The following is a 22,034-nucleotide window of genomic DNA, read 5'->3' on the forward strand; positions in this document are numbered from 1 at the left end:
GGGAAGGCAACCATGGCGATCAGCAAGGCAGCGGACGGCCGCCAGGGCGTCGAAGCGATCGAGAACAGCCAGGTCCCCAAGCATGAACAGCTTCATGGGATCCTCCTCAGGATGGCCAAGAACGAGCTCGATCCCGGTGCGCGCGTGCCGAGCGAGCGCACCCTCATGGACCAATTCGGCGTGAGCCGCATCACGGTCCGCGCGGCGATCGGCCGGCTCGTCAACGAGGGCCACCTTGTGCGCGTCCCGGGCAAGGGGACGTTCGTCTCCGAGGGTGCGGTCCAGTCGACGCTCCATCTCGCGTCGTTCACGCAGGAGATGGAGGCCCAGGGGCACAAGCCGAGCACGATCGTCCTCGAGGCCGTGAGAACGCTCCCGCCGGACGCGACGGCGAAGGCCCTCGGCCTCCCGCGCGGGGAGGAGGCGCTCCACATTCGCCGCCTGCGCCTCGCCGACGGGCGCCCGGTGAGCGTCGACGACGCCTGGTACAGCGCCTCACTCGCCGCGGGGCTCCTCGACATCGACCTCACCGGCTCGATCTACCGCGCCCTCGCAGCGGACTTCGGCCACCAGATCGACCGCGCACGGCAGACCGTGCGCGCCGAGGGCGCGCCGCAAGACGTCGCTGTCCTCCTGGGCGCGGAGGCCGGGGCGCCGGTCCTGTTCTTCGACCGCGTCTCGTTCTCGGGCGACCACGCGATCGAGCACGCCCGGTCCTGGTACCGCTCGGACCGCTACGCGCTCACCATGGAGGTCCACCTCTAGCGAGCGGCTACACCGCCCAGCTGAAGAGCTTCTCCCCCGCGGCGACGTGCCCCTCGGCGAGGAGGCTCGCCGTGTCCGCCTTGGAATCAAGGACGACGACGGGGCTCACCAAGGAGTAGCCCGCGCGGATCGCGGGCGCCGGGTCCACCCGCATGACGAGCGACCCTGCCTCGACCTCATCGCCCTTGGCGGCCAGGAGGGTGAAGCCCTCGCCATTGAGCTTGACCGTGTCGATGCCAACGTGCGTGAGGATCCCCCGGCCCGAGGAGTCGACGACGACGAACGCGTGCGGGAGGAGCTTGATGATCCTGCCGGCGACGGGCGAGACCACCTCGAACTCCCCGGGCGCGGGCTCGACACCGGCCCCGGAGCCGACCATCTGGCCCGAGAAAACAGGGTCCGGAACCTCGCTGAGGGGCACGACACGGCCGCTGAGCGGGGCCAGGACGACGAGCGATTCCGTGCTCACAGAAGGTCCTCGATGTCCTCGGCGAGCGTGTCCGCCTCCGGGCCGACGATCACTTGGACCGCGGTCCCTGCGGCGAGCACCCCGTGGGCTCCCGCGGACTTGAGCACGGACTCCTTGACGAGCGAGGGGTCCTTGACCTCGGTGCGAAGGCGCGTGATGCAGGCCTCGATCTCGACGATGTTGCCAGCCCCACCGAGTCCCTCGATGATCTTTTCCGCCTTTGACATGGCTTTCCTCTCTGCTTGCTGTCCGGTGCCGGAACAGCTCTGTTCCCGGTCGCCCGATCCGTGCGCCGACGTGACCAGTCTGGATGGAAACCCCGCGGGCGTCACGCTTGACAGCGTCACCGGGCACCCTCGAAACTGAACTGGTACTAACCGGACAGTACCGCGAATCGGAACCTCCGCACAAGCCCCTCGCAGCACCGGCCGGAACCGCCCACCAACCGACGGAGCCCGCAGCATGGACCTGACACAGCGGCATGTCGACCTCGAGCTCGCCGTCCAGGATGTCGACGGCGCGCGGATCGCGCGGGCGGTCGGAGCCACCCGGGTGGAGCTCTGCGCGGCCCTCGGGACGACCGGCGGCATCACGCCGAGCCTCGGTGCCATCCAGCTCGCGGTCGAGACCGAGCTTCCCATTCACGTGCTGGTTCGACCCCGTCCGGGCGCATTCGTCTACAGCCCGGACGAGCTGGCCGTGGCCGAGGCCGATGCCCGGGCCGCGCTGCGAGCCGGCGCGGCGGGCGTGGTGTTCGGGGCGCTCACGGCCCGCGGGACGATCTCACGCCCCGACCTTGAGCGCCTGATCGGGGCGGCGCGCGACGAATCACCCGCGGCCGAGGTCACTTTCCACCGCGCGCTCGACACGGCGCTCCATGCGGGGCACCCACCCGAGCGGCTCCTCGAGGAACTCGCCCACTGCGGCGTGACCCGCGTGCTCACGAGCGGCGGCGCCTCCGAGTGGTCCACGGGCCTTCCGATGCTCCGGCGGATCGTGGCGGCCGCCCGGCTCACCCCAGGGCTCGAGGTCATGGCCGGCGGGGGTGTCCGGCTCAGCCTCCTTCCGAACCTCGTCGAAACCGGCGTGGACGCCATCCATGCTTCGGCGAAACATCACGTCAACCCGCACGACGGCGCCTCGGCGCCCGGCCAGGGCCACCCCGGATTCGAGGCGACCGACGCGCGCCTCGCGGCTGGCATCGCGAACGCGCTCCCCCGCCGTGCGCGCCTGCGCAACGGCCCCCCAGCCGTGTGATTGGATATGTCCAACGGCCGGAGTCTGTCGCGCCCCCACCTGGTTCCACGGGGGTGGCACGCGGCCCGATCGGAAGGGCTATGGGGAGGAGAAACGCCGTTATGAACAAGGCACGCGGCATCAGGGCAGCATCCGTCACCGCCTCCGCGGCCGCGCTCACAGCGGCAATCGCGGCTCCGGCTGTGGCGGCCAACGCCTACACGGTCCAGCCGGGCGACACGCTGAGCGCCATCGCGGCCCGCCACGGCGTGCCCCTGAACGACCTCTTCCGGCTCAACGGGATGGGCTGGAGCTCGATCATCTATCCGGGCCAGCAGATCCGCATCGCCGACGACGGCGCCGCATCCGCCCCAGCCCCGCAGTCCGCCCCCGCACCTGCCCCGTCGGTCGCGTACACCGTCCGGGGCGGGGACAGCCTGTGGGCCATCTCGCAGCGGACGGGCGTCGCCCTCAATGACCTGTTCCGGCTCAACAGCCTCGGCCCATCGTCCATCATCTATCCCGGCCAGCAGATCATCCTGCGGCCAGCCGGCGCCCCGGCAACCGCCGCGCCGACTGCCTCCCCGCAGCCCGCCGCCCAGGCCGCACCCGCACCCGCGCCTGTGGCCCCGTCGCCCCAGGCCGCGACGGCACCCCAGGCCGCCACGGCACCCCAGGCCGCGACCGGCAACGATCGCCCCTCGTGGTGGAATGAGGAGACGTTCCGGCAGAAGACCATGTGGGGGGTATCCGAGAAGACGGGGCACTCCCTCGACCAGCTCTTCTCCTCGGGCCACGGCGGCTCGGGGAACGAATCGGCGGCCCAGATCCAGGGCATCATCCGCCAGACGGCAGCAAGCATGGGGGTCCCGGCTGCGCTCGCACTCGCGATCGGCGAGCAGGAATCGAGCTTCCGGCAGAACGTCACTTCTCCCGCGGGCGCCATCGGTGTCATGCAGATCATGCCCGCGAACGCGAGCTGGGTCTCGAGCCTCGCCGGGCGAAACCTTGACCTGCGGAACACGGCAGACAACATTGCGGCCGGCGTCGCGATGCTCCGTTGGCTCCTCCGGCAGGCCCCCACCCAGGACATCGCCATAGCGGGCTACTACCAGGGGCTCTACGGCGTTCAGGCCTACGGCATGTACCCCGACACGCGGGCCTACGTGGCCCAGGTCAAGCAGCGGATGGCCAAGTACTCCTGATCCGCGCGTCGGAGTCCGCCGGACTCGGTCGGGTCGCGTCAGCCGTGGAAGGACGCGGCGATCGAGACGTACGTCAGGAGCGCCAATACCGTGAGGCAGACCGCAGCATAGCCGATGGCGAGGGCGGCAATCGCCAGGCCGCGCCCGGCCTCGCCGGTGTCCTTGATCTGCTCAAGCGACTTGTGGCCGAGCACGATGCCGAGGACCCCGATGAAGAAGGAGGAAATGAGCGCCGCGCCCGCGAGACCGTTGACGGGACGCGCCGCTGACAGTGCGGCGGCCTGCGGCCGAATCGTCGTCATGATGGCCTCCGGTCGGGGTCGTCATTCTCAGGCGCCCGCCGCTGCGGGCACGCACCAAGATACCCCTACCGTTTGACATGTACAACTGAAGAGACGGCAGCCGTGATCAGTCGTCGAGAGCGGCCTCCGACGCGTCACGGTGCGGGACGAGCACACGGTCCAGGCTCGTGAGCTTGAGGACAGCCCCGACCTTGTCTCCAACCTGGGCGAGCCGAAGGTCGCCACCCGCCTCTCGCGCCGCCTTGAGACATCCCACAAGGGCGCCGAGGCCTGAGGAGTCCATGAATTCCGTCTGCCGGAGATTCATCACGAGCAGCCGGTGCCCATCCGCGAGCGCTTCGGCCACCGCGGCCCGGAGCTGCGGAGCCCCACCAACATTGAGCCGGCCCTCCACGACGACCTCGGCATAGCCATCGTGTTCCTCGATCGAGACGACGATCATTGCTTCCCTCCGATTCTGGCCCCCATGGCCCATGACGGAACGTGACAAATGCTCCAGAATGCCCGCGCGTCGTAATCCTGACAGCAGTATGCACATATTCGGCGGGGTCGTGCAGGAAATCTCTTCTCGACGCCTCACGGATGCGCGGCTCCGCGCGTCCACGCATCCGTCCCCAGATCCACTGAGAGTCGGCTGCTATTCCGGATTCCGCGGCGCGAGAATAGCCACGTTCCACTGAATCGGAAGCTCTCCCGACACGGAGAACCCCCACGGCAGTGGTCCCCTAGAGGACGTATGAGTAGCGAGCGGCGGCCCACCCTTTCGCGTGGGCGCCGTGACTGATGGGGGATCAATGAAATCGAAGACGGCGGCCTGGGTGACCGCGAGCAGCTTGGCAACCGCGGCGCAGCCCCGCCGAAGGAATGACGCCGCGAGGCAGGAAATGATTCAAGCACTCCTCGGCGCGGCGGTCATTCTCGGCGTCGCGGTGACGATCTTCGCGCCGCACCTGCAGGCCTTGGTCGCAGGGCTCTTCACCGCCATTTCGCGCTAGCCGGTGAGCCTCCTTCTCGTCGACCTCGTCGCCATCACGTGGACGGTCGCTATCGCGGAACTCGTTCGCTTCGGGGTGGCCGAACGCTCGCTCGACGTCGGCTCCGTCGAAGCTCCCTATGCGGTCATCAGTCTCCTGCTTGACGTTGCCTGGTGGTCCGCCCTCGGCGTCTTCGGCGCACGCAGGCCGCACATCCTCGGCTACGGCCCCGAGGAGTACAAGCGCGTCGCCACCGCCTCCTTATGGCTGTTCGGTGCCATCGCGGTCGTGTCCTTCACGTTCCGGCTCGAGATGGCGCGGGGGTACGTGGCCGTGGCCCTTCCCCTCGGGATTGCCAGCCTGCTCGCGGGACGCTGGCTCCTCCGCAAGGCGCTCATTCGAAACCGTCGGTCAGGAACCGATATGCGGCGGGTGCTGTTGGTCGGCTCGGCGGACAGCATCACGCACCTCAACCAGCAGCTCGGCAATCATCCCGAGGCGGGGTACGCGCCCGTCGCGGCCTACGTCACCACTCCGGCCGTCGAAGCACCGGACGACGTCGCGACTCCCCTTCCCGTAGTCGGCAGCCTCAGCGAGCTGGAACCCATCGTCGCGGCCGTCGAGGCGTGCGGGGCCGAGACCGTTGCGCTGTCGGGCGGGGCGGCGCTCGCGCCGACCACGCTCCGGCAACTCGGCTGGGAGCTCGCGTCACGCGACATCGGCATGATCATGGCCCCGGCGCTCACCGACGTGGCAGGCCCGCGCATCCACATGCAGCCCGTGGCCGGACTGCCACTCATCCACGTCACTACGCCGCGCCTTGACGGCGCCAAGGCCCTCGCCAAGCGCGGCTTCGACGTCGCGGCCGCGCTCGTGCTCCTCGCACTGTTCGCGATCCCGATGGCCGTTGTGGCCGCGGCCGTCAAGCTCGACAGTCAGGGGCCGTTGCTCTTCCGGCAGCTCCGCGCGGGCCGGGCCGGTGAGCCCTTCAGCATGCTGAAGTTCCGGTCCATGGTTCCAGACGCGGAGGCCCGCCTCGCGGAACTCCGGCCGAAGAATGAAGGAAGCGGCCCTCTGTTCAAGCTCCAGGATGATCCACGCGTGACGCGCGTCGGCCGCTTCATGCGGCGCTATTCGATCGATGAGCTCCCGCAGCTTGCCAACGTCCTGAAGGGCGAGATGAGCCTCGTGGGGCCGCGACCGCCCCTTCCCGCCGAGGTCGCGACCTACGACCGCTCGGCCCACCGCCGCCTCCTCGTCAAGCCGGGACTCACCGGCCTGTGGCAGGTGAGCGGCCGGAGCGACCTCTCGTGGGACGATTCGATCCGGCTCGATCTGTACTACGTCGAAAACTGGTCAATGGTCCAGGACGTCGTGATCCTGTTCCGGACGTTTCGCGCTGTGTTCGGCACGGCGGGTGCCTACTGATGGCGGGCAGACACGCAGTGTCGCGCGGACGCCGTCGACTGCCGTTCTGGGCGAGCCTCGCTCTCAACGCCCTTGCGGCGCTTCTCGTGCTGTCGCTCGTTCAGGCGTACGTCGTGAAGGTGTACCGGGTGCCGTCAACGTCCATGGAGCCCGCGCTGCGGGCCGACGCGGGCGGCGGCGACCGAATCCTCGTGAATCGCGCCGCCTACCTCGGCTCCGAGCCGAAACCCGGGGACATTGTGGTGTTCTCGCGGCCCGAGGCGTGGAACGACGGCGCGGACCCGCGGCCCAGCGGCCTCGGCGCGATCGGCCGTGCGATCGGAGACGTGACCGGGATCGGGCCGTCGAACGAGCACTATCTCGTCAAGCGCGTAGCGGCCCGCGGCGGGCAGACGGTCGCGTGCTGCGACGCCGAGGGCCGTCTTGAACTCGACGGCCGCGCCCTCGACGAACCGTACGTGAGCCAGGACCTCCCCTTCATCGCCGGCCGGCTCGACTGTACGACGACGCCTCGCTCCGAGCGCTGCTTCGCCGCCTTCGCCGTGCCCACGGGAGAACTCGTGGTGCTCGGCGATCACCGTTCGGCGTCCGCCGATTCGACCCTCGGGTGCCGCGTGGCACAGCCCGGAGGAGCGCCTTGCCTGCGGACAGTGCCGAACGGCCTGGTGATTGGCCGAGTCGCGTTCCGGCTCTGGCCGCTCGACCGCGCGGGCGTTGTGGGCTAACTGGCCGAACCGTATTAAATTCGCGTGCTAGCCTAAGCAAATGGGAATTGGGGGACCCTTCCGTATTCTTACGGTGTGCACCGGCAATGTGAGCCGCTCGCCCGTCGTCGAACGACTTCTTCGCTCTGGGCTGGAGGAAGCCGCGCCCGGTGTATTCGAAGTTTCGAGCGCCGGAACTCGCGCGCTGAGCGGCGAGGGCGCACAGCCAGAATCCGAAGATTTGACGGCGCGTCTCGGCTCGAGCCTGGCAGGTTTCAGGGCGCGCCAGCTCAACGAGAGCCTCGTGGTCGGGTCAGACGTCATTTTGGGTCTCGCCGAAGCGCATGTCCGCGAAATCCTGTCCTATTCGCCCTCTGCGCTCAAACGCACTTTTACGCTCCGCCAATTCGCGCGCGCCGTCGCAAGCTTCCCCCGCGCAGCCTCACGAGAGACCGTGGGGGATGCGTGGGCAGGGTATGTCGAGAACGCCGCCCAGTCGCGGAACCAGTTCCGCACGGGCGATCCGCTCCTTGATGACGTGGCCGACCCCTTCGGCCGTGGCGCCCCCGCGTATGAGCGCATGGCCGAGGAGCTGGTCCCGGCGGTCGAAGCACTCATCCGCGCGGCGGCGGTCCCGAGGCGCTCGCGAACGCACGCGCTCGGCGACCCCACCGCGTAAGTCTCAGCCGGCCGAGCGCCGCCCTCTGTAGGGCTCCCGGACGCGAGGAGGCAGCCAGTCGTCCCCCTCGATGACCTGCGCGCCCACCACAGAGGGTCCGTCGGCAGCCGTCATCCCCTGCTCACGGGGCGGCGGCGTGTCACTGAACCCCGACGACGCGACGGCATGCGGCAACGGGGCCGGCTCCGGGACGGTGTCGGCGGTCAGCTGTCCCGCCGCCCCGGCCGAGCGGGGCTGCCCGCGGCCCCGCCGCTTCTGCTCCTTGCCGCCGCTCGAGTACGTCCCGTAGTACCCGTAGCTGTAGGCGTCCGAGCCCTTCGTTGCCACGCAGTTCAGGATGATCCCGAGGACGCGGCCCCTGACCCGCCCGAGGTTTCCTAAGGCCCGCTGGAGGTTGTCGCTCGTGGTCTTGCGGGCGCGGGCCACGACAATCGTGCCGTCGGCGGCGCGCGCGAGGACCGCGGCGTCGGTGACGGGGAGCAGCGGCGGGGTGTCGACGAGGACGATCGCGCGCTGCGAGAGCTCCTTGAGGAGCTGCTGCATCGCCCGAGAGCCCAGGAGCTCCGAGGGATTCGGCGGGATCCGTCCGGCGCTCAGCACCTGGAGCTGTGGCATCGGCCCCCACGGCTGAAGCACGTCGTCGACGGCGGCGCGCCCCGAGAGCACATCGGTGAGGCCCACATCCCCCATCACGTCGAAGACGGAATGAACCGTGGGGCGGCGCAGATCGCCGTCGACCACGATCACGTCCTCGCCCGCCGCGGCGAGCGTCGCCGCGAGGTTGCCGATCACCGTCGACTTGCCCTCGGAGGGCAGCGAGCTGGTGATCAGGAGGACCCGCGGCGGGTTGTCGACGTCGATGAACTGAAGGTTGGTGCGCAGTTCGCGCAGGGCCTCGCCCATCGCATGTCCGGAGCCGCCCATGGCACCGAGCGCCGAGACGTCGGCCACGACGCTGCTCCCGCCCGAGAGGCGCTTGTCCAGGGGCAGCGTCCCGACCACGGGCAGATGGGCCAGCCGTTCGATCTCGGCAGCCGAACGGATCCGCCGGTCGAACTGATGGCGCAGGAACGCATACACGAGGCCGAGGACGAGCCCGATCGCCGCCCCGAGACTCAGCGCAAGGTCGAGCCTTGGAGAGACCGGCGCGGACGGGAGCACCGCCTTGGCGAGAGGAACCACCTTGGAGGCTGGCTCCGATCCGGGGCTCGCGTTGGGCTTTTCGAGGTCGTACACCTGTGCGGCAATCGCGACGACCCAGGCGTCGGCGAGTCTCTGCGCCTGCTGCGGATCCGCCGAGCGGGCCTTGATTTGGAGCTCCGCCGAATCCGGCGGAACCGCAATCGTCACGGCACCAGCGACGGCTTGCACCGGTTCGTCGAGACTGAGCGTCTTGGCCACGCGCTCGGCCACGAGGGTCGACTCGCCCACCGACTTGTAGCCCTTGGCCTTGGACTTGGCGAGGTTGTCGCCGGCGAGCGAGAGGCTGAGGTTGTCCGCCCCGCCGGAGACCACAATTCCGCTCGACACGGCCTCGTAGACCCGTGGCTGGGTGAGATACCAGCCGAGGCCCGCCGCCGTGGCGAGCGCCGTCAGCAGCAGGATCCCCACCCAGTACGAGCGGGCTATCGAGACGTACTCCGCGAGCGATAAACCACTCTGATTCCGTCCGTCGTCGTGCACCATGCGCAGCGCGCCCCTCCCCTGTGTGTCACGGCAAAAACAACCTTCGAAAGCCTAAGGAGGGGCTACGCGGCCTCAGTGGCCGATCTCGGCCCATCTCAGTAGAGCGTGCCGTTCGAGCTCCGTGACCGCCCCGAGCAGTCGCGCCTCGTAGTCGGCGGGCAACGACGTCTCGGGCCCGATACGCGAGGCAAGCTGCGCGAGCGACGCGGGCGTCGCGAGAGCGCGCCAGATGGCCGGAGCGACGCCGGACAGCCTCACCACGGAGGTGCCTGCCATCACCAGCAGCTCCGTGCCGGGCCCCTCGGCGTCGATGATTTCGACGGCGTCAACCACGCGCCCGCGGTGCAGCAGCGCGCCTCGCGGCACGCCGTCGTCGCCCGCGGTCTCGCTGCCGTCGAGGCCCGCAGGAGCCCAACGCGGTTCCACGGGGCGGCGCTCGAACAGGCCCTCGACGAGCTGGGGAAGCTCGTGGGCCTCGCGATACGTGACGCGTACCGCACCGCCGCAGGTGTCGAGAAGGGTGCACAGCCAGGCAAGGGGCCGGGCGGTCTGCGCGAGCGCCGAGGTGTGCGGCGCGAGCGCGACGATCGCGTCTGCGTGCCCAAGGGTCACCACGCGCGGCCGGGGCGCCTCGGGGTCTCGGTCCAAGAGGACGACGGCGGCGAGCCTCGCCTGCGCCGGAGCGGCCCGGAGCCCGAGCTCATCGGGGCCCACCTGGCTCTTGGGTGCGGGTGGTTCGGTCTCGATGATGGAGAGCGGCTTCGGGTAGGGCGCGATGAGGCCCTCGCGGTCGATCGCGACCGTCTCGTCCGTGACGTAGCTGAACCGCCCGCCGAGCACGCGGGTCGCCGTCGTCTTGCCCATGCCCGAACGGCCCACCAGGGCCACGGCCCGGCCACTCGCGGGGTCTGCGAGCGCCGAGGCGTGGAGCATCATGAGCTCGCCCGCCCGAGCCTCAATCGCGGCAACGGTCACGACGCTCGTCAGGTCGGCCGCGAACTGGCCGAACGAGCCCGCCGCGACGGGCTGAACACCGCGCTCTGACGCAACGCGTGCACTATAGACCCCGGCGGCGCCCAGAGATCTGGGGGCCGCGCGGAGCCCGGGCGTTGCCCCGCCGCGGGTCTCGAGGCAGCGGGACCACGCGCCCCTCATCATCGCGGCTTGGGCCGGAGTCACGCCCTCCTCAAAGTGAACGTCAATGCGCGTGCCCAGCACGCGAAGCCGCAGCGGCTCGGGCGTAGGTTCCGTTGAGTTCGCTGTCATGCGCGCGCCTCCGCGAGCCCCCGCTGCGCGAGGTCAGCCAGAAACGAGGCGAGCTGAGTCTCGATGAGCGCCGCGTCCTCGGTGATGTACAGCGCGCGAAGTTCCGCAAGGATGTCGCTCTCGGTTCGCCGCCCGTCGATGAGACCCCAGATCACGGCCGCCGAACCGGTGAGAACGATCGGCTGACGCTCGGAAAGATTCAGGAGTGCAACCCGGTCCTCCGGCTGCGAGACGACTTCAGCGACTAACGACGCACGGTGCCAGATTGCCGGCATGACCCTCCCCCTGTCACAGGCCCGGGGCCCGGCCGGGTCGACCGCCGCGGCAGCTTGATCCTAGCTGGCACGTAGTCGGCACTGAGGTGGCACGGACTACGTGGAGGAGGCGCCTGCCCACGATGGGGCTATGCAATCCACTCCTCTGGCCGGACCGCGCCGGCTCCGGAAACGACGCCCGGTCGCGATCGTCATCGCGTCCGCGGTCCTCGCCGTCGTTCTGGCGACGGCTGGCGCCCTGATCTACCTCGGTTCCCTCTCGGCCGCTTTCGATTCGAAGACACACAAGATCGCCACGGCGTTCCCGGATGATTCAACCCGTCCGTCCGCGACCCCGATCAATGGGGAGACGCCTGTCAACATCCTGCTCGTAGGCAGTGACAGCCGGGGCGCCACCGCCAAAGAAGCCGCGGCAGGGGACGCCTCGGACCAGCGCTCAGACACCCTCATGCTCGTTCACGTCCCCGCGGACCGTAAGAAGGCCTACGTCGTCTCGCTCATGCGCGACCTGTGGGTTCCGATCCCCGGACACGGCAGCGCCAAGATCAATGCAGCGCTCGCCTTCGGCGGCGAGCCCCTCCTCGTCCAGACGGTCGAGGCGCTTCTGGGCCAGCGCATCGACCACGTGGTGCTCATGGACTTCGCCGGGTTCAAGGGGCTCACGGACGCTGTCGGCGGCGTGGACGTCGAGGTGCCGATCGCGTTCACGCCGACGCAATTCCCCGGCTTTCGCTTCGAGAAGGGCCCCCGCCACTTGGACGGCGAGTCAGCGTTCGTGTTCGTCCACGAGCGGTACGCGTTCCCGGACGGGGACTACCAACGAGTGCGGAACCAGCAGCTCTACCTCAAGTCCTTGGTGCGCAAGGTGGCCACGCCCCAGACCCTCGCGAATCCAGCCACGCTCGCCACCGTGGTGAACGAGCTGTCCCCGTTTCTCACGGTTGATTCGACGCTCACGGCGAGGGCGGTGGCCGGCCTCGGGCTCGAGCTCAAGGACGTCCGGCCGGACGACGTGGTCATGTTCACGCTTCCGACGAAGGGCACCGGGTGGTCCACCGACGGCCAGTCGATCGTCGTGCTCGACGAGGCCGCGGCCAAGCGCTTCGAGGACGCGATGGCGGCGGGAACCGTCGGGCAGTTCATCGCCGCGACCGTGCGGTGATCCCACCGCCGGACCCCACCGACGGTGGCGGACCGCCACCACGGAATCCCTCGGTCTCACCACTGAATTCGCACGGAGACCACCGACCCTTGAACGTAAGGTTCCCCAGATCGGTGTGCTCGAGCCGGCTGTCCTCCAGGCACCACTGAGGGCCGGCCCCCTGCGCCGTTCCCGTGTCCGTCGCAGCCCTACGCTGGCGATGCACCGGTGCTCGAGGAACCGTGCCACCTGCTCCGCCGACCGCGGAGCCGTGCTCAAACCGAGTTGTGAAGGAACCGCGCGTGCCGCAAGTGAGCGATCACTCCCGCCGGGAGGCCCGCGCCGCGGATCAGTCTGTCCTGAGGAAGGGGCTCGGCCGGCTGTCCGGCTTCGGTCTCTCGACGATGATCTCGGGCGTTGCGGGAGTGACCATCATCCCTTTCATCATCATCCTCGCGGGCACCGAGGGGTGGTCGGCGGTGGCGATCGGCCAGGCTTGCGGGACAGCGGCCGCCGTCTTCTCCGGCTACGGCTGGGCGGTCACGGGGCCCAGTTCCGTCGCAAAGATCCCGCCGCGGGAGGGTGCCGAATACTTCGCCGAGTCGTTCTTCGTCCGGGCCGTGATCCTCATCGTCGTCGTCGCGGTCCCCATGAGTGTCGCCGCGGCGATCTCCCCGCAGCATCAGGACGCCGCCGCACTCGTCGCCGCAGCGCTCACGGTCTATGGCTTGGGCGGAACGTGGTTTTTCGTCGGTTCAGGGAACCCCACGGCCCTGCTGATCTGCGATACGGCCCCCAAGGTCGTCTCGAACGCCGTGGGCCTCGTGCTGCTCCTGCTTCTCCACTCGCTGACCGCGTACGCCGTCGCCCAGCTCGCGTTCGCCCTCGTCTCGGTGACGCTTACAGTCTGGGTCATCTGCGGCGACCGCACTGCAAGGCTCCTGAGGGGGCAGCGCTTCTCCGAGATCCCCAGTAGGCTCCGAGAGCACGTCCACGGCCTGACCGTCGCGATGCTCTCCGCCGCCTACCTCTCGTTGCCCGTGGTCCTCGTGGCCGTTCTCAATCCGCCAGTGCTCGCCGCCTACAGCGTCGCCGAGAAACTGCTTCGCGGGGCGAACGCGGCGCAGCAGCCCTTCACCCAAACGATTCAGGGATGGATCCCCGCAACGAGCAGCTCGACGGAACTCGCCGAGCGCATCCGGCGCGGGTTGGGCCTCTCCGCCGCACTCGCGGTTCTCGGAGGTGGGGCCATGGCGCTCCTCGGCCCCATCGTGGGCAGGATCCTCGGCGCCGATCGGGTCTCAGTCGGCTATGACATCTCGCCCGCGATCGGCATCGCCCTCGCGATGACCATCCTCTCCCAATGCGCCGGGATCGCCTGCCTCATGGCCCTCAAGCGGGCCGCCGTCGTCGCCATCAGCGCCCTCGCGGGCTGCGTCGCCGCTCTCGTGCTCGTGCTCGCGTGGACCGGTCCGTTCGGCGCACGCGGCGCCATGTACGGCGTCGCGCTGGGCGAGGTCCTCGTGACGGTCATCCAGCTTGGCGCACTTGGCGTGCTGCTGTACCGCAACGGGTTTCGCCGCGCCCTCCCGAAGCAGGCGCCCGCGAAACACACCCACTACGAGGAAGTGAGGCCGGGTCCATGAGCGCTGTGACCGTGCTGACCGTCACCTATGGCGATCGGTGGCCAACCCTGCGGGACACCCTCGCGTCCGTGCTGGAGGAACCATCGTGCCGTGTGATCGTCGTCGCCAACGGGGCGCGACCGGCTTCGGCCGCGCAGCTTCGCGCGTTCGCAGCGGCGCACGCCGACCGTGTGCGGGTCGTGTGGTTCGAGAAGAACCTCGGCTCCGCTCCCGCGTTCGCCGCGGGTCTCGCGGCGGCCTACGACGACGGCGACGCCATCCTGATCCTTGACGACGACAACCCCATCCCGGAGGGGATCATCCCGAAACTGCGCGGTATCGAGGCGGCGGCTCGGGCCAAGGTCCCCGCGGGGCACCTCTTCGCCCTCGAAGTGTTCCGGGGAGTCAACACGGTACATCGCGCACTGGCCGAGGGGGCCGCCGTCGACCATCTCTTCCGGGAGCAGCGCCCCGGCGCCTTCCAAGGCTTCGACCTCCCGTCCCTCCTCGAGGCCAAGCTCCGCGGCCGCGCCGTGACCCATGCGAGCAACGCCGCACGGACGCTCGAAGTCGAGGCCCACAGCGAAAGCCATACGCTCGTGGCGATCCCGAACGCCATGTGGGGTGGGCTGTTCCTCCCCGAGGACGTCGTGAGCCGGAAGGTCCTCCCTGACACGGCGCTCATCCTGTACGGCGACGACAACGACTTCTCGGGCCGGCTGGGCGACCACGGCATCGAGATCTATCTGTGCCTCGGTCTCGAGATCGAGGACACCCTCGTGTGGAAGGTCCAGCAGGCCCTCCCCGGCCTCCGGGGCAGGCTCCCGACGACCTTCCAGATTCCGGATTCCGACGCCTGGCGACTGCAGTACCTGCACCGGAACCAGGCCTATCTGAGCCTCCTCCGGGTGGGACGCGCGCCGGCCGCCCGGCTCCGGTTCGCCCTCAACGTGGCGGCGAAGCTCACTCTCCTTGCAGCCATCGGCCTCGTGGCTGGACGTCCGGGCCACGCCGGGAAGCTGATCGCCGCCTCCGTGAGCGGCCTGCGTCGCAAGCTGGGTCCGTCGTACCCGCTGCCGGGATGATTCCGGTCGTCGCATGGAGGGCCCGCGGACGGCGGGCGGGACCGCTCCCGCCTCGGACCCAATCAGCTACTGACAGTGAGGAACATGAAGGTGACGGGAACGGCTCGGGATCAAGGACGGCGGAACATCCTCTTCGTTGACCATGCGGCGAGCCCCGGCGGCGGCCAGCTCGCCTTGCTGTGGCTGCTCGAGCGCAGCTCCCGGATGCGCCCCACCGTGGTGTTCCTCGCAGACGGCCCAGTAGCGGCGAGGCTCCGCGCTGCCGGCGTCGACGTCCGGGTGCTGTACCCGGGCCGCGCTTTCGAACGGAAGATGCTGATCGTCGCCCTGCCGAAGCTCTTCCGGATCATCCGGGAGTCCAGGCCGGACGCCGTCGTCGCCATGAGCGCCGCGGTGGTGAAGACGCTGGCGATGATCCCGTTCGGCAGCATCCCGTCGCTCGCCTACCTCCAGGAGGACCTCGAGCGGGTCAGGGACCGAGGGCTAGTCACCGAGATCATCTTCCGGCTCGTCTACCCAGCGTTCGACGGCCTCATGGCGAACAGCGAATGGACGGCCTCGACCATACCCGCCTCGTTGTCCGAGATCCCGCGCTCCGTCACGTACCCGCCGTCGAACGTCCCCGGAATACCGCCTGATGAGGCGGTGAGCACCTTCCCTCGAGAGGGAACGGTCCGGATAGCTGCCTTCAGCCGCCCCGAACGCTGGAAGGGGCTGGACATCCTCGTCGATGCCTTGGGCATCGTGAAGGCCGAGAGGCCCCGCGCAGACTTCCGCCTCGACCTGTACGGCGGCGGGCTCGTGGGCGACGCCGGCTACGTGACCGATCTCCGGCGGAGCCTTGAGCAGGCACCCTTTCCCGCCGAAATGCATGGGCATGTGGACGACGTCCCTGTGAGGATGGCGTCCACCGACGTCTTGGTCCTGCCCTCGCGCCTGCCCGAGCCCTTTGGCCAGGTGATCGCCCAGGGGCTCGCTCACGGCTGCGTCGTCGTGGTGTCAGACCAGGGCGGCGCCGTCGAGCAGATCGTCGCGAACCGCAACGGACTCGTCTTCGAGCCCCGCTCGGCCCGCTCCCTCGCAGACCAGATCGAGCGACTCCTCGACGACCGGGCATCCGCCGACGGCCTCCTTCGCGAGGCGCGTGCCGTCTTCACCACTTTCGGCGACCCGCAGCTCGCGGACCGCTTCGAGGCCGAGCTTGAGTCACTGATCGACCACATCCGGCGCGACGGCGCCGCGCCGATGAGCAGCAGGCGGCTCCGCAGGCGGGTCCGGCTGCTCCTTCGCCGTGCCTAGTTGTACTCGGCCAGGACGTTGGTAGCGGCGAGTCTGGTTGAACGTGGGAGAACCTCCGAGTGGGATGTGGCTTGTCTAAGGCCCACTCCAACCCGGAGGTTCTCGTGTTCCACCGTAACGCCCGTCTGACTGTCCATGGCCGTAGGTTGATCATCGAGCGCCACCGCTCCGGCTGGAAGCAGGCCCATATCGCCGCGGCGATGGGGATCTCCCGCAAATGCGTCAGGACCTGGATCCTGCGGTACGAGGCCGAGGGCGAGGCCGGGCTGGAGACCCGGTCATCGCGGCCCCGCTCGATGCCCACGCGGACCGCGCCAGAGGTCGAGCAGCGGGTGCTCGCGGCACGCGCCGAGCGCCGCGAGGGCCCCGACGTCCTCGGCCCGAAGGTCGGTGTCCCTGCTCGGACCGTGTCCCGGATCCTGCGCCGGCACGGGGTGCCCTACCTGCGCGAGTGCGACCCGATGACCGGCGATCCCCTCCGCTCCTCGAAGTCCACCGCCGTCCGCTATGAGCGCCAGAGGCCCGGCGAGCTGGTCCACATGGACGTCAAGAAGCTGGGCCGGATTCCCGACGGCGGCGGGTGGAGGGCTCTGGGGCGTGCCGAGGGAAACCGCAGCCGCGGGGCAGGGACCGGCTATGACTACGTGCACTCGCTGGTCGATGACCACTCCAGGCTGGCCTACTCCGAGATCCTCCCCGACGAGAAGGGCACCACCTGCGCCGGGTTCCTCGAGCGCGCCGCAGCCTACTTCGCGGCCAGGGGCATCACCCGCATCGAACGCCTCATGACAGACAACGCCTTCGCCTACCGCCACTCCAACGACCTCAAGGCCGTCTGCGCCGCACTGGGAGCCAGGCAGAAGTTCATCAAGCCCCACTGCCCCTGGCAGAACGGCAAAGTCGAGCGCCTCAACCGCACCCTGGCCACCGAATGGGCCTACCGGCGCCCCTTCACCAGCAACACCGAACGCCAATCAGCACTTGCACCATGGATCGAGCACTACAACACTGTCAGAAGCCACAGCGCACTCGGAGGCAAACCCCCGATCAGCCGACTGCAACCATCCTGATGGCCGGGTACACCTAGTGCCGCAGCCGCGCTTTCGGCGTGGTGTCCGCGCCGGGCGGCGGCGCATCAACCCGGTGAGTCGGTGCGGGCTGCCACGGACGCGGGAGGCTGAGGACACGTAGAGCAACGGAGCCGCTGTCCCTGCCGTACTGAACGGCGCCTGGCAACTCCCCCGATCCTCAGCGGTGCCGCCCTCCGCCAACACGTACGGCCCGTTGAGGCGCGTCTCAGTGCCCAACGCGGCTTCTAGCGTCGCAATCATGGACCCAACCAGTGCCATGGCCGGTACGCCGGCCCAGCGGGAAAAGGGCACGGAGCCTACTGTGGCCATCGCCCACGACTACCTCACCCAGCGAGGTGGGGCCGAGCGAGTCGTACTGGCCATGCACCGCGCTTTCCCCGAAGCCACGATCTACACCACGCTCTACGACCCTGAGAGAACCTATCCGGAATTCCGCGCCGCCCGGATCGTGACCTCTCCGCTCAACCGTTTCCCCGGCTTCCGGCGTGACCATCGGGCCGCTCTGCCACTCCTGGCCCCGGCGGCCAGCGCGCTCAAGGTGCCTGCCGACGTCGTCCTTACGTCCACGAGCGGGTGGGCGCACGGCTTCCGGACCCCCGGACGGGTCCTTGCCTACTGCCACTCCCCCGCCCGCTGGCTCTACCTCACAGACCAATACCTCGGGGACTCACGCCGCCGCAGCGCCAAGGCTCTCGCGCTGGCCGCGCTCAAGCCATTCCTCCTGCGCTGGGATCGGCGGGCGGCCGCGGGGGCGGATCGCTATGTGGCCAACTCGAGCGTCGTGCGCGACCGGATCCGGGCCGTGTATGGACTGGATGCCGATATTGTCCACCCGCCCCACAGCGTCGATACGCAGGGCGAGCTCGAGCCGATCTCCGGCCTCGAAGACTTCGTGGGCGACGGCGGGCACTTCCTCATCGTGTCCCGCCTCCTCCCGTACAAGAACGTGGCCGAGGCCATCGATGCCTTCCGAGGACTCGATGAGCGGCTCCTCGTGATCGGCGCAGGACCCCTCCGTGCGCGCCTCGAGGCGACGCTCCCCCAGAACGTCCGGCTCGCGTCCCATCTGAGCGACGCCCAGATGCGGTGGGCCTACTCGTCCGCAGCCGCCCTTGTCGCACCGTCGTACGAGGACTTCGGCATCACCCCACTCGAAGGCGGAGCCTGGGGAAGGCCGACCATCGCGCTGCGCGGGGGCGGCTACCTGGACACGGTTGTCGAGCGGGTCACCGGCACTTTCATTGAGCACCCGACCCCGGCGTCCATCCGCGACGCAATTCTCGCCTTCCAGCCTCACGAGTGGGACGCGGAGAGGATTCGAACCCACGTCGAGCAGTTCTCCGAAGACCGCTTCCGCGAGTGGCTCCGCTCCGCCGTGAGGGAGATCTCGGGGCGCGCGCTCCGAGCCGCCGGCTGAGACTCCGTTCGCACATCCCACAACTGCACCCCACTTCCGAAGAGCCCGCGAGCGCCCCGGCCTGTGGAAAGGAAGAATTCTTTGATAGTGGTAAATTGCCGGCATCTGACTCAGGAAATGACGGGAGTGCAACGATTTGCCGAGCAGATCATTCGAACTCTGGCGGCACAGCGCGAAGACCTCGTGTTCGTAGCTCCTCGGGGTTTCACCCCCTCGGAAGCGGGCTACCCCGTTGAGGCCATCGGAAGGCTCCGAGGTCACGCTTGGGAGCAAATCGACCTCCCGGCCTACCTCCATCGCAGCGGCAGCCCCTTGCTTCTGAACCTGATGAGTACCGCCCCGGTCTTCTATCGGAACAAGGTCATGACTGCGCACGACATCACTTACATCAGGCATCCTGAAAGCTTCAGCCGGGCCTTCAGAATGTTCTATGGCGTCGCCGTACCGCCGGCGCTGAGACGAAGCCGGAAAATCCTCACGGTGAGCGAGTTCTCGCGCAGGGAAATCTCGGCCTGCTTTGGATTGGATTCCGGCGCTTTTGCTGTCGTCCCCAACGCCGTCGACGGGCAATTCGCTCCCCGCTCCAGCGGCTCCGTCGGCTCCGCCGACGAGGGGCCCCGCTATCTGCTTGCGGTGTCCTCCCCGAATCGGCACAAGAATTTCGAGAATCTCATTGCCGCCTATCTTCGCAGCGGCCTCCATCCGTCGGTCGGACTCACGCTCGTGGGGAGCAGGAATCGGTCCTTCCGCGACACCGGCGTGACATCCGGGGCGACACTGCCGGGAGTCACCTTCGCCGGGCGAGTTTCCGACGAGCACCTCATTCGGCTGTATCAGGGTGCGACGGCATTCGTGTTCCCGTCGCTTTACGAAGGTTTTGGAATCCCCGTACTCGAAGCGCAGGCGGCCGGCGCGCCAGTGCTCGCCGCGAACAGGGCCTCGCTGCCGGAGGTGCTCCAGGACTCGGCCATCCTCTTCGACCCGCTCAACGTCGACCAGATCGCCGCCCGAATGGTTGAGGTAGTGTCCAGCGAACAGCTGCGGCACCAACTGAGAGAAAAGGGCCTCGCCAACGCGGCCCGCTTCAGCTGGAAGAACTCGGCGCGGATCGTGAGCGACCTACTGGACGGCCTCTCGACCGGCAGCCCCACAACGGCGTGAACGTGCCGACGAGCGCGACCCTGTGCCCGAACGAGGGATCCCTGCTTGCCACGGCCCTCTGCGGCCACATCATCCGGAGCGAACGGCTCCCCGCGGTGGTCATCAAGGGTCCCATCGCGACCAGGTGGGGGCTCCGGCCCCAGAGGCCCTCGGCCGATGTCGATGTTCTCACCGATGCCCGCGGTGAGAGGGTCATGCTCAGAGTCCTGGGAGCGCGCGGTTGGCGGCTCCGGCCCACGGACTCATCCGAGATTGTTGCGTCCCATTCCTCGACCCTCTATCACCCGTCGTGGAATGTCGACGTTGATGTCCACTCGTGGTATCCGGGATTTGAGGGCGAGACCGACGCGGTCCTCCACGAGATCCTGTTGACTGCCGTCATCGAGAACGTTGCCGGTGTCGATGTCCCGGCAGCGGGCAAGACGGCCATGGCTGTCATCCAAATGCTGCATGCCCTTCGGAGCCCTTGGCTGAGGCAATCGCAGACCGACCTGGCCCATCTGTTGGCCTCGCCCAGCCTTCCGGACTTCGACGCTCTCGTCGAATTCGCCGACAGAACGGGGGCAACAGGGGCGCTGCGCCCGTTCCTCGAATCCGCCTACGGAGATCGGCTTGCCGGCCGAGCCCTCGCGGAACCGAGCGCAGCTTGGACCGAACGCCTCGGCGAAAGCGTTCCAGGGTTGCTCCGGTGGCGGGCAATACAACGGGCTAGGGGGTGGCGCCGCGTCTCCCTCGTCTACCGTGCGGTGATTCCCAGTCGCGACACCATGGCAAGCAGAGACATCCAACTGGCTAGTTCGGGCGCTGCGCGCTATTGGCTAGCCGTCTGGCGGCGCCTGTTCGCGTTTCTCAGATGGCTGGCGACATCACGGCGGCAGCGCTAATTCGTTCCGCCTGACGCGAGGACTGAGTCGGGGACCGCGGACCGGACGCGCTGACGGCAAAGAGAGCTGCGCTGGCCAACCAGGTCATGGTGTCGAAGCTGAAGAACATGATGATTGACAAGCACAGGAGCAAGGCCGTGAGGAGATCGGCCCGGCGGAACGCAACCACCAATGCGGCCGCAAGGAGCACAAGGCTGAGGACGCCGGACACGGCGAAGAATCTCACGAGCTGGTTGTCGAACATTTGCAAGTTGTCGTCGGCGTTGATCACGGTCTCGAAGAGCTTCGTTGCTTTCCCGTCGCCCACCCCAAGTAGCAGCTGAAGGCTGTTTGCGTTCTGATAGATATCGACGGTGCTGCTCAGTACGTCGACGCGATGAGTGTAGGAGACGCCGGACTGAACGGTGTCGTTGAACACGTAGGCCAAAAAGCCGGACTGAATCGCGATGACGGCGGCCCCGAGTAAAACGATGCTGAGGATGAGGCGGCTCGCCCCACGCCTGGCCACGAGAAAAGAGATCACGAGGCAGACCGCGCCGGCGAAGACGGCGCTCCGAGTGCCCGAGAGAGCGAGTGCACCGATGCCGGAGGCGGCAAGAACGAGGTATCGGCCCTTCCGGCTGGATCGAAAGAGTTCGATGGCCACGAGAATCCCCGCCGCGGCGAGGGTCCCCAGGAGGATGGGGTGGCCGGCCACCGACATCGACCGGCCGGCCAGCAACGATGGGAGGAGTTCTTGGTGGCGATTCTCCAGGAAGTCCATCCACGTCCCCGTCGGCCATAACGCCAGGGTCGGGTTGGTCTGCTCGGCGAGGCCCAGAGCCAAATGAATCGGCAGCATGAGCGCCAACGGCGCAAGCACGCGGGCGCTCCCGAACGCTCGAGCCGCGATGGGGAACACCGCGGCCAGGAGCGCCAAGCAGCACCCAACGCCGAAGAAGTAGATGCCACTTTGGAAGGGCAACCCCCGAAGGCCGTTGACGCCGACGCACACCATCAGCGCGACCAGGGCCCAGTTCACCCCAGTCCAGGCCATGCCCCGCGGTGCCTTGAGCAGGGCCACCAGCGAGCAGAGGATGATGCAGATCGTCGCTGACACCCGCATCGAGGACGGTGCCGCGAACGAGGGAATCGTCCCAACGAGCACCAAAGCCCCCTGGACTGCCACGAGGGAGGCCCGCGCACCGGGAGCTCTGAGCGTCGCAATGACAACGACGATCATCAAACCGACAGCTACGAGTTCCATGCCGTCCCTTTCCTCCTCGCCGGTCCCCTCGGCGACACTAGCGGCGACGCCAACCACGGAGACGCGGGAGGAGGCCGTCTCCGTGGTGGCCCTCGG

Annotated in this window: 22 protein-coding genes; 14 read left to right on the forward strand and 8 right to left on the reverse strand. The window is 68.5% G+C overall.

The window, feature by feature from the left end; translation table 11 throughout:
• Positions 1-12 precede the first annotated feature (12 nt).
• Positions 13-765 (forward strand): GntR family transcriptional regulator, encoded by a 753-nt coding sequence (locus ACOKR1_RS12305; RefSeq protein ID WP_422933344.1) that lies wholly within the window; start codon positions 13-15, stop codon positions 763-765.
• A 7-nt stretch (positions 766-772) separates the two neighbouring features.
• Here ACOKR1_RS12305 and ACOKR1_RS12310 read toward each other — a convergent pair whose 3' ends face one another.
• Positions 773-1,234 (reverse strand): PTS sugar transporter subunit IIA, encoded by a 462-nt coding sequence (locus ACOKR1_RS12310; protein WP_422933345.1) that lies wholly within the window; start codon positions 1,232-1,234, stop codon positions 773-775.
• Positions 1,231-1,698: a glucose PTS transporter subunit EIIB gene (locus ACOKR1_RS12315; RefSeq protein ID WP_422933346.1), complete on the reverse strand. Its 468-nt coding sequence runs from the start codon at positions 1,696-1,698 to the stop codon at positions 1,231-1,233. Before ACOKR1_RS12315 ends, ACOKR1_RS12310 begins: the two co-directional genes overlap by 4 nt.
• Between ACOKR1_RS12315 and ACOKR1_RS12320 the strand changes: the two genes are divergently transcribed.
• Together ACOKR1_RS12320 and ACOKR1_RS12325 are read left to right on the forward strand one after the other, a co-directional pair.
• On the forward strand, positions 1,697-2,491 hold the full coding sequence (locus tag ACOKR1_RS12320) for a copper homeostasis protein CutC (RefSeq protein WP_422933347.1): 795 nt from the start codon (positions 1,697-1,699) through the stop codon (positions 2,489-2,491). The genes ACOKR1_RS12315 and ACOKR1_RS12320 overlap by 2 nt on opposite strands.
• 101 nt (positions 2,492-2,592) lie before the next feature.
• Positions 2,593-3,675, forward strand: a complete 1,083-nt coding sequence (locus ACOKR1_RS12325) for a LysM peptidoglycan-binding domain-containing protein (RefSeq protein WP_422933348.1) — start codon at positions 2,593-2,595, stop codon at positions 3,673-3,675.
• A gap of 38 nt (positions 3,676-3,713) precedes the next feature.
• Here ACOKR1_RS12325 and ACOKR1_RS12330 read toward each other — a convergent pair whose 3' ends face one another.
• Both ACOKR1_RS12330 and ACOKR1_RS12335 read right to left on the reverse strand, forming a co-directional pair.
• Positions 3,714-3,977, reverse strand: a complete 264-nt coding sequence (locus tag ACOKR1_RS12330; RefSeq protein ID WP_422933349.1) for a DUF4190 domain-containing protein — start codon at positions 3,975-3,977, stop codon at positions 3,714-3,716.
• A gap of 106 nt (positions 3,978-4,083) precedes the next feature.
• Complete coding sequence (locus ACOKR1_RS12335; protein ID WP_422936631.1) at positions 4,084-4,416, reverse strand: STAS domain-containing protein; 333 nt, start codon at positions 4,414-4,416, stop codon at positions 4,084-4,086.
• A 559-nt stretch (positions 4,417-4,975) separates the two neighbouring features.
• On the opposite strand from ACOKR1_RS12335, the gene ACOKR1_RS12340 reads away from it, so the two are divergent.
• From ACOKR1_RS12340 to ACOKR1_RS12350, 3 genes are read left to right on the forward strand one after another with little or no spacing between them, the layout of a single operon-like run.
• A complete protein-coding gene (locus ACOKR1_RS12340) occupies positions 4,976-6,379 on the forward strand; it encodes a sugar transferase (protein ID WP_422933350.1) in 1,404 nt (467 codons plus the stop codon).
• The gene (lepB, locus tag ACOKR1_RS12345; RefSeq protein WP_422933351.1) at positions 6,379-7,104 is read left to right on the forward strand and encodes a signal peptidase I; all 726 of its coding nucleotides are present in this window, start codon (positions 6,379-6,381) and stop codon (positions 7,102-7,104) included. The genes ACOKR1_RS12340 and lepB overlap by 1 nt, the downstream gene beginning before the upstream one ends.
• 40 nt (positions 7,105-7,144) lie before the next feature.
• Positions 7,145-7,762 (forward strand): low molecular weight phosphatase family protein, encoded by a 618-nt coding sequence (locus tag ACOKR1_RS12350; RefSeq protein ID WP_422933352.1) that lies wholly within the window; start codon positions 7,145-7,147, stop codon positions 7,760-7,762.
• 3 nt (positions 7,763-7,765) lie between these two features.
• Here the strand turns inward: ACOKR1_RS12350 and ACOKR1_RS12355 are convergent, their stop codons facing one another.
• The 3 genes from ACOKR1_RS12355 to ACOKR1_RS12365 all read right to left on the reverse strand — a co-directional run bounded on the left by ACOKR1_RS12355 (position 7,766) and on the right by ACOKR1_RS12365 (position 10,989).
• A complete protein-coding gene (locus tag ACOKR1_RS12355; protein WP_422933353.1) occupies positions 7,766-9,448 on the reverse strand; it encodes a polysaccharide biosynthesis tyrosine autokinase in 1,683 nt (560 codons plus the stop codon).
• A 72-nt stretch (positions 9,449-9,520) separates the two neighbouring features.
• Entirely contained in the window at positions 9,521-10,714 is a 1,194-nt protein-coding gene (locus tag ACOKR1_RS12360) for a hypothetical protein (protein WP_422933354.1), read from the reverse strand.
• Positions 10,711-10,989 carry a PqqD family protein gene (locus ACOKR1_RS12365; RefSeq protein WP_422933355.1) on the reverse strand — a complete coding sequence of 93 codons (279 nt, stop codon included), beginning with the start codon at positions 10,987-10,989 and terminating at the stop codon, positions 10,711-10,713. The genes ACOKR1_RS12360 and ACOKR1_RS12365 overlap by 4 nt, the downstream gene beginning before the upstream one ends.
• Positions 10,990-11,119: 130 nt before the next feature.
• On the opposite strand from ACOKR1_RS12365, the gene ACOKR1_RS12370 reads away from it, so the two are divergent.
• From ACOKR1_RS12370 to ACOKR1_RS12405, 8 genes are all read left to right on the forward strand, one after another.
• The gene (locus ACOKR1_RS12370; protein WP_422933356.1) at positions 11,120-12,151 is read left to right on the forward strand and encodes an LCP family protein; all 1,032 of its coding nucleotides are present in this window, start codon (positions 11,120-11,122) and stop codon (positions 12,149-12,151) included.
• 281 nt (positions 12,152-12,432) lie between these two features.
• Entirely contained in the window at positions 12,433-13,776 is a 1,344-nt protein-coding gene (locus tag ACOKR1_RS12375) for a lipopolysaccharide biosynthesis protein (protein WP_422933357.1), read from the forward strand.
• Positions 13,773-14,840 (forward strand): glycosyltransferase family 2 protein, encoded by a 1,068-nt coding sequence (locus tag ACOKR1_RS12380; RefSeq protein WP_422933358.1) that lies wholly within the window; start codon positions 13,773-13,775, stop codon positions 14,838-14,840. The genes ACOKR1_RS12375 and ACOKR1_RS12380 overlap by 4 nt, the downstream gene beginning before the upstream one ends.
• 84 nt (positions 14,841-14,924) lie before the next feature.
• Positions 14,925-16,139: a glycosyltransferase family 4 protein gene (locus ACOKR1_RS12385; RefSeq protein ID WP_422933359.1), complete on the forward strand. Its 1,215-nt coding sequence runs from the start codon at positions 14,925-14,927 to the stop codon at positions 16,137-16,139.
• A 104-nt stretch (positions 16,140-16,243) separates the two neighbouring features.
• Complete coding sequence (locus tag ACOKR1_RS12390; protein WP_422933360.1) at positions 16,244-17,209, forward strand: IS481 family transposase; 966 nt, start codon at positions 16,244-16,246, stop codon at positions 17,207-17,209.
• 259 nt (positions 17,210-17,468) lie between these two features.
• The gene (locus ACOKR1_RS12395; RefSeq protein ID WP_422933361.1) at positions 17,469-18,647 is read left to right on the forward strand and encodes a glycosyltransferase; all 1,179 of its coding nucleotides are present in this window, start codon (positions 17,469-17,471) and stop codon (positions 18,645-18,647) included.
• A gap of 117 nt (positions 18,648-18,764) precedes the next feature.
• Positions 18,765-19,808 carry a glycosyltransferase family 4 protein gene (locus ACOKR1_RS12400; RefSeq protein WP_422933362.1) on the forward strand — a complete coding sequence of 348 codons (1,044 nt, stop codon included), beginning with the start codon at positions 18,765-18,767 and terminating at the stop codon, positions 19,806-19,808.
• On the forward strand, positions 19,805-20,692 hold the full coding sequence (locus ACOKR1_RS12405) for a hypothetical protein (protein ID WP_422933363.1): 888 nt from the start codon (positions 19,805-19,807) through the stop codon (positions 20,690-20,692). Before ACOKR1_RS12400 ends, ACOKR1_RS12405 begins: the two co-directional genes overlap by 4 nt.
• Here the strand turns inward: ACOKR1_RS12405 and ACOKR1_RS12410 are convergent.
• Complete coding sequence (locus ACOKR1_RS12410; RefSeq protein WP_422933364.1) at positions 20,658-21,995, reverse strand: hypothetical protein; 1,338 nt, start codon at positions 21,993-21,995, stop codon at positions 20,658-20,660. The two genes, ACOKR1_RS12405 and ACOKR1_RS12410, sit on opposite strands and share 35 nt — an antisense overlap.
• Between the last annotated feature and the right edge of the window lie 39 nt (positions 21,996-22,034).

The organism is Sinomonas sp. P47F7 (assembly GCF_049332655.1).
In the GTDB taxonomy this organism is placed as follows: Bacteria; Actinomycetota; Actinomycetes; order Actinomycetales; family Micrococcaceae; genus Sinomonas.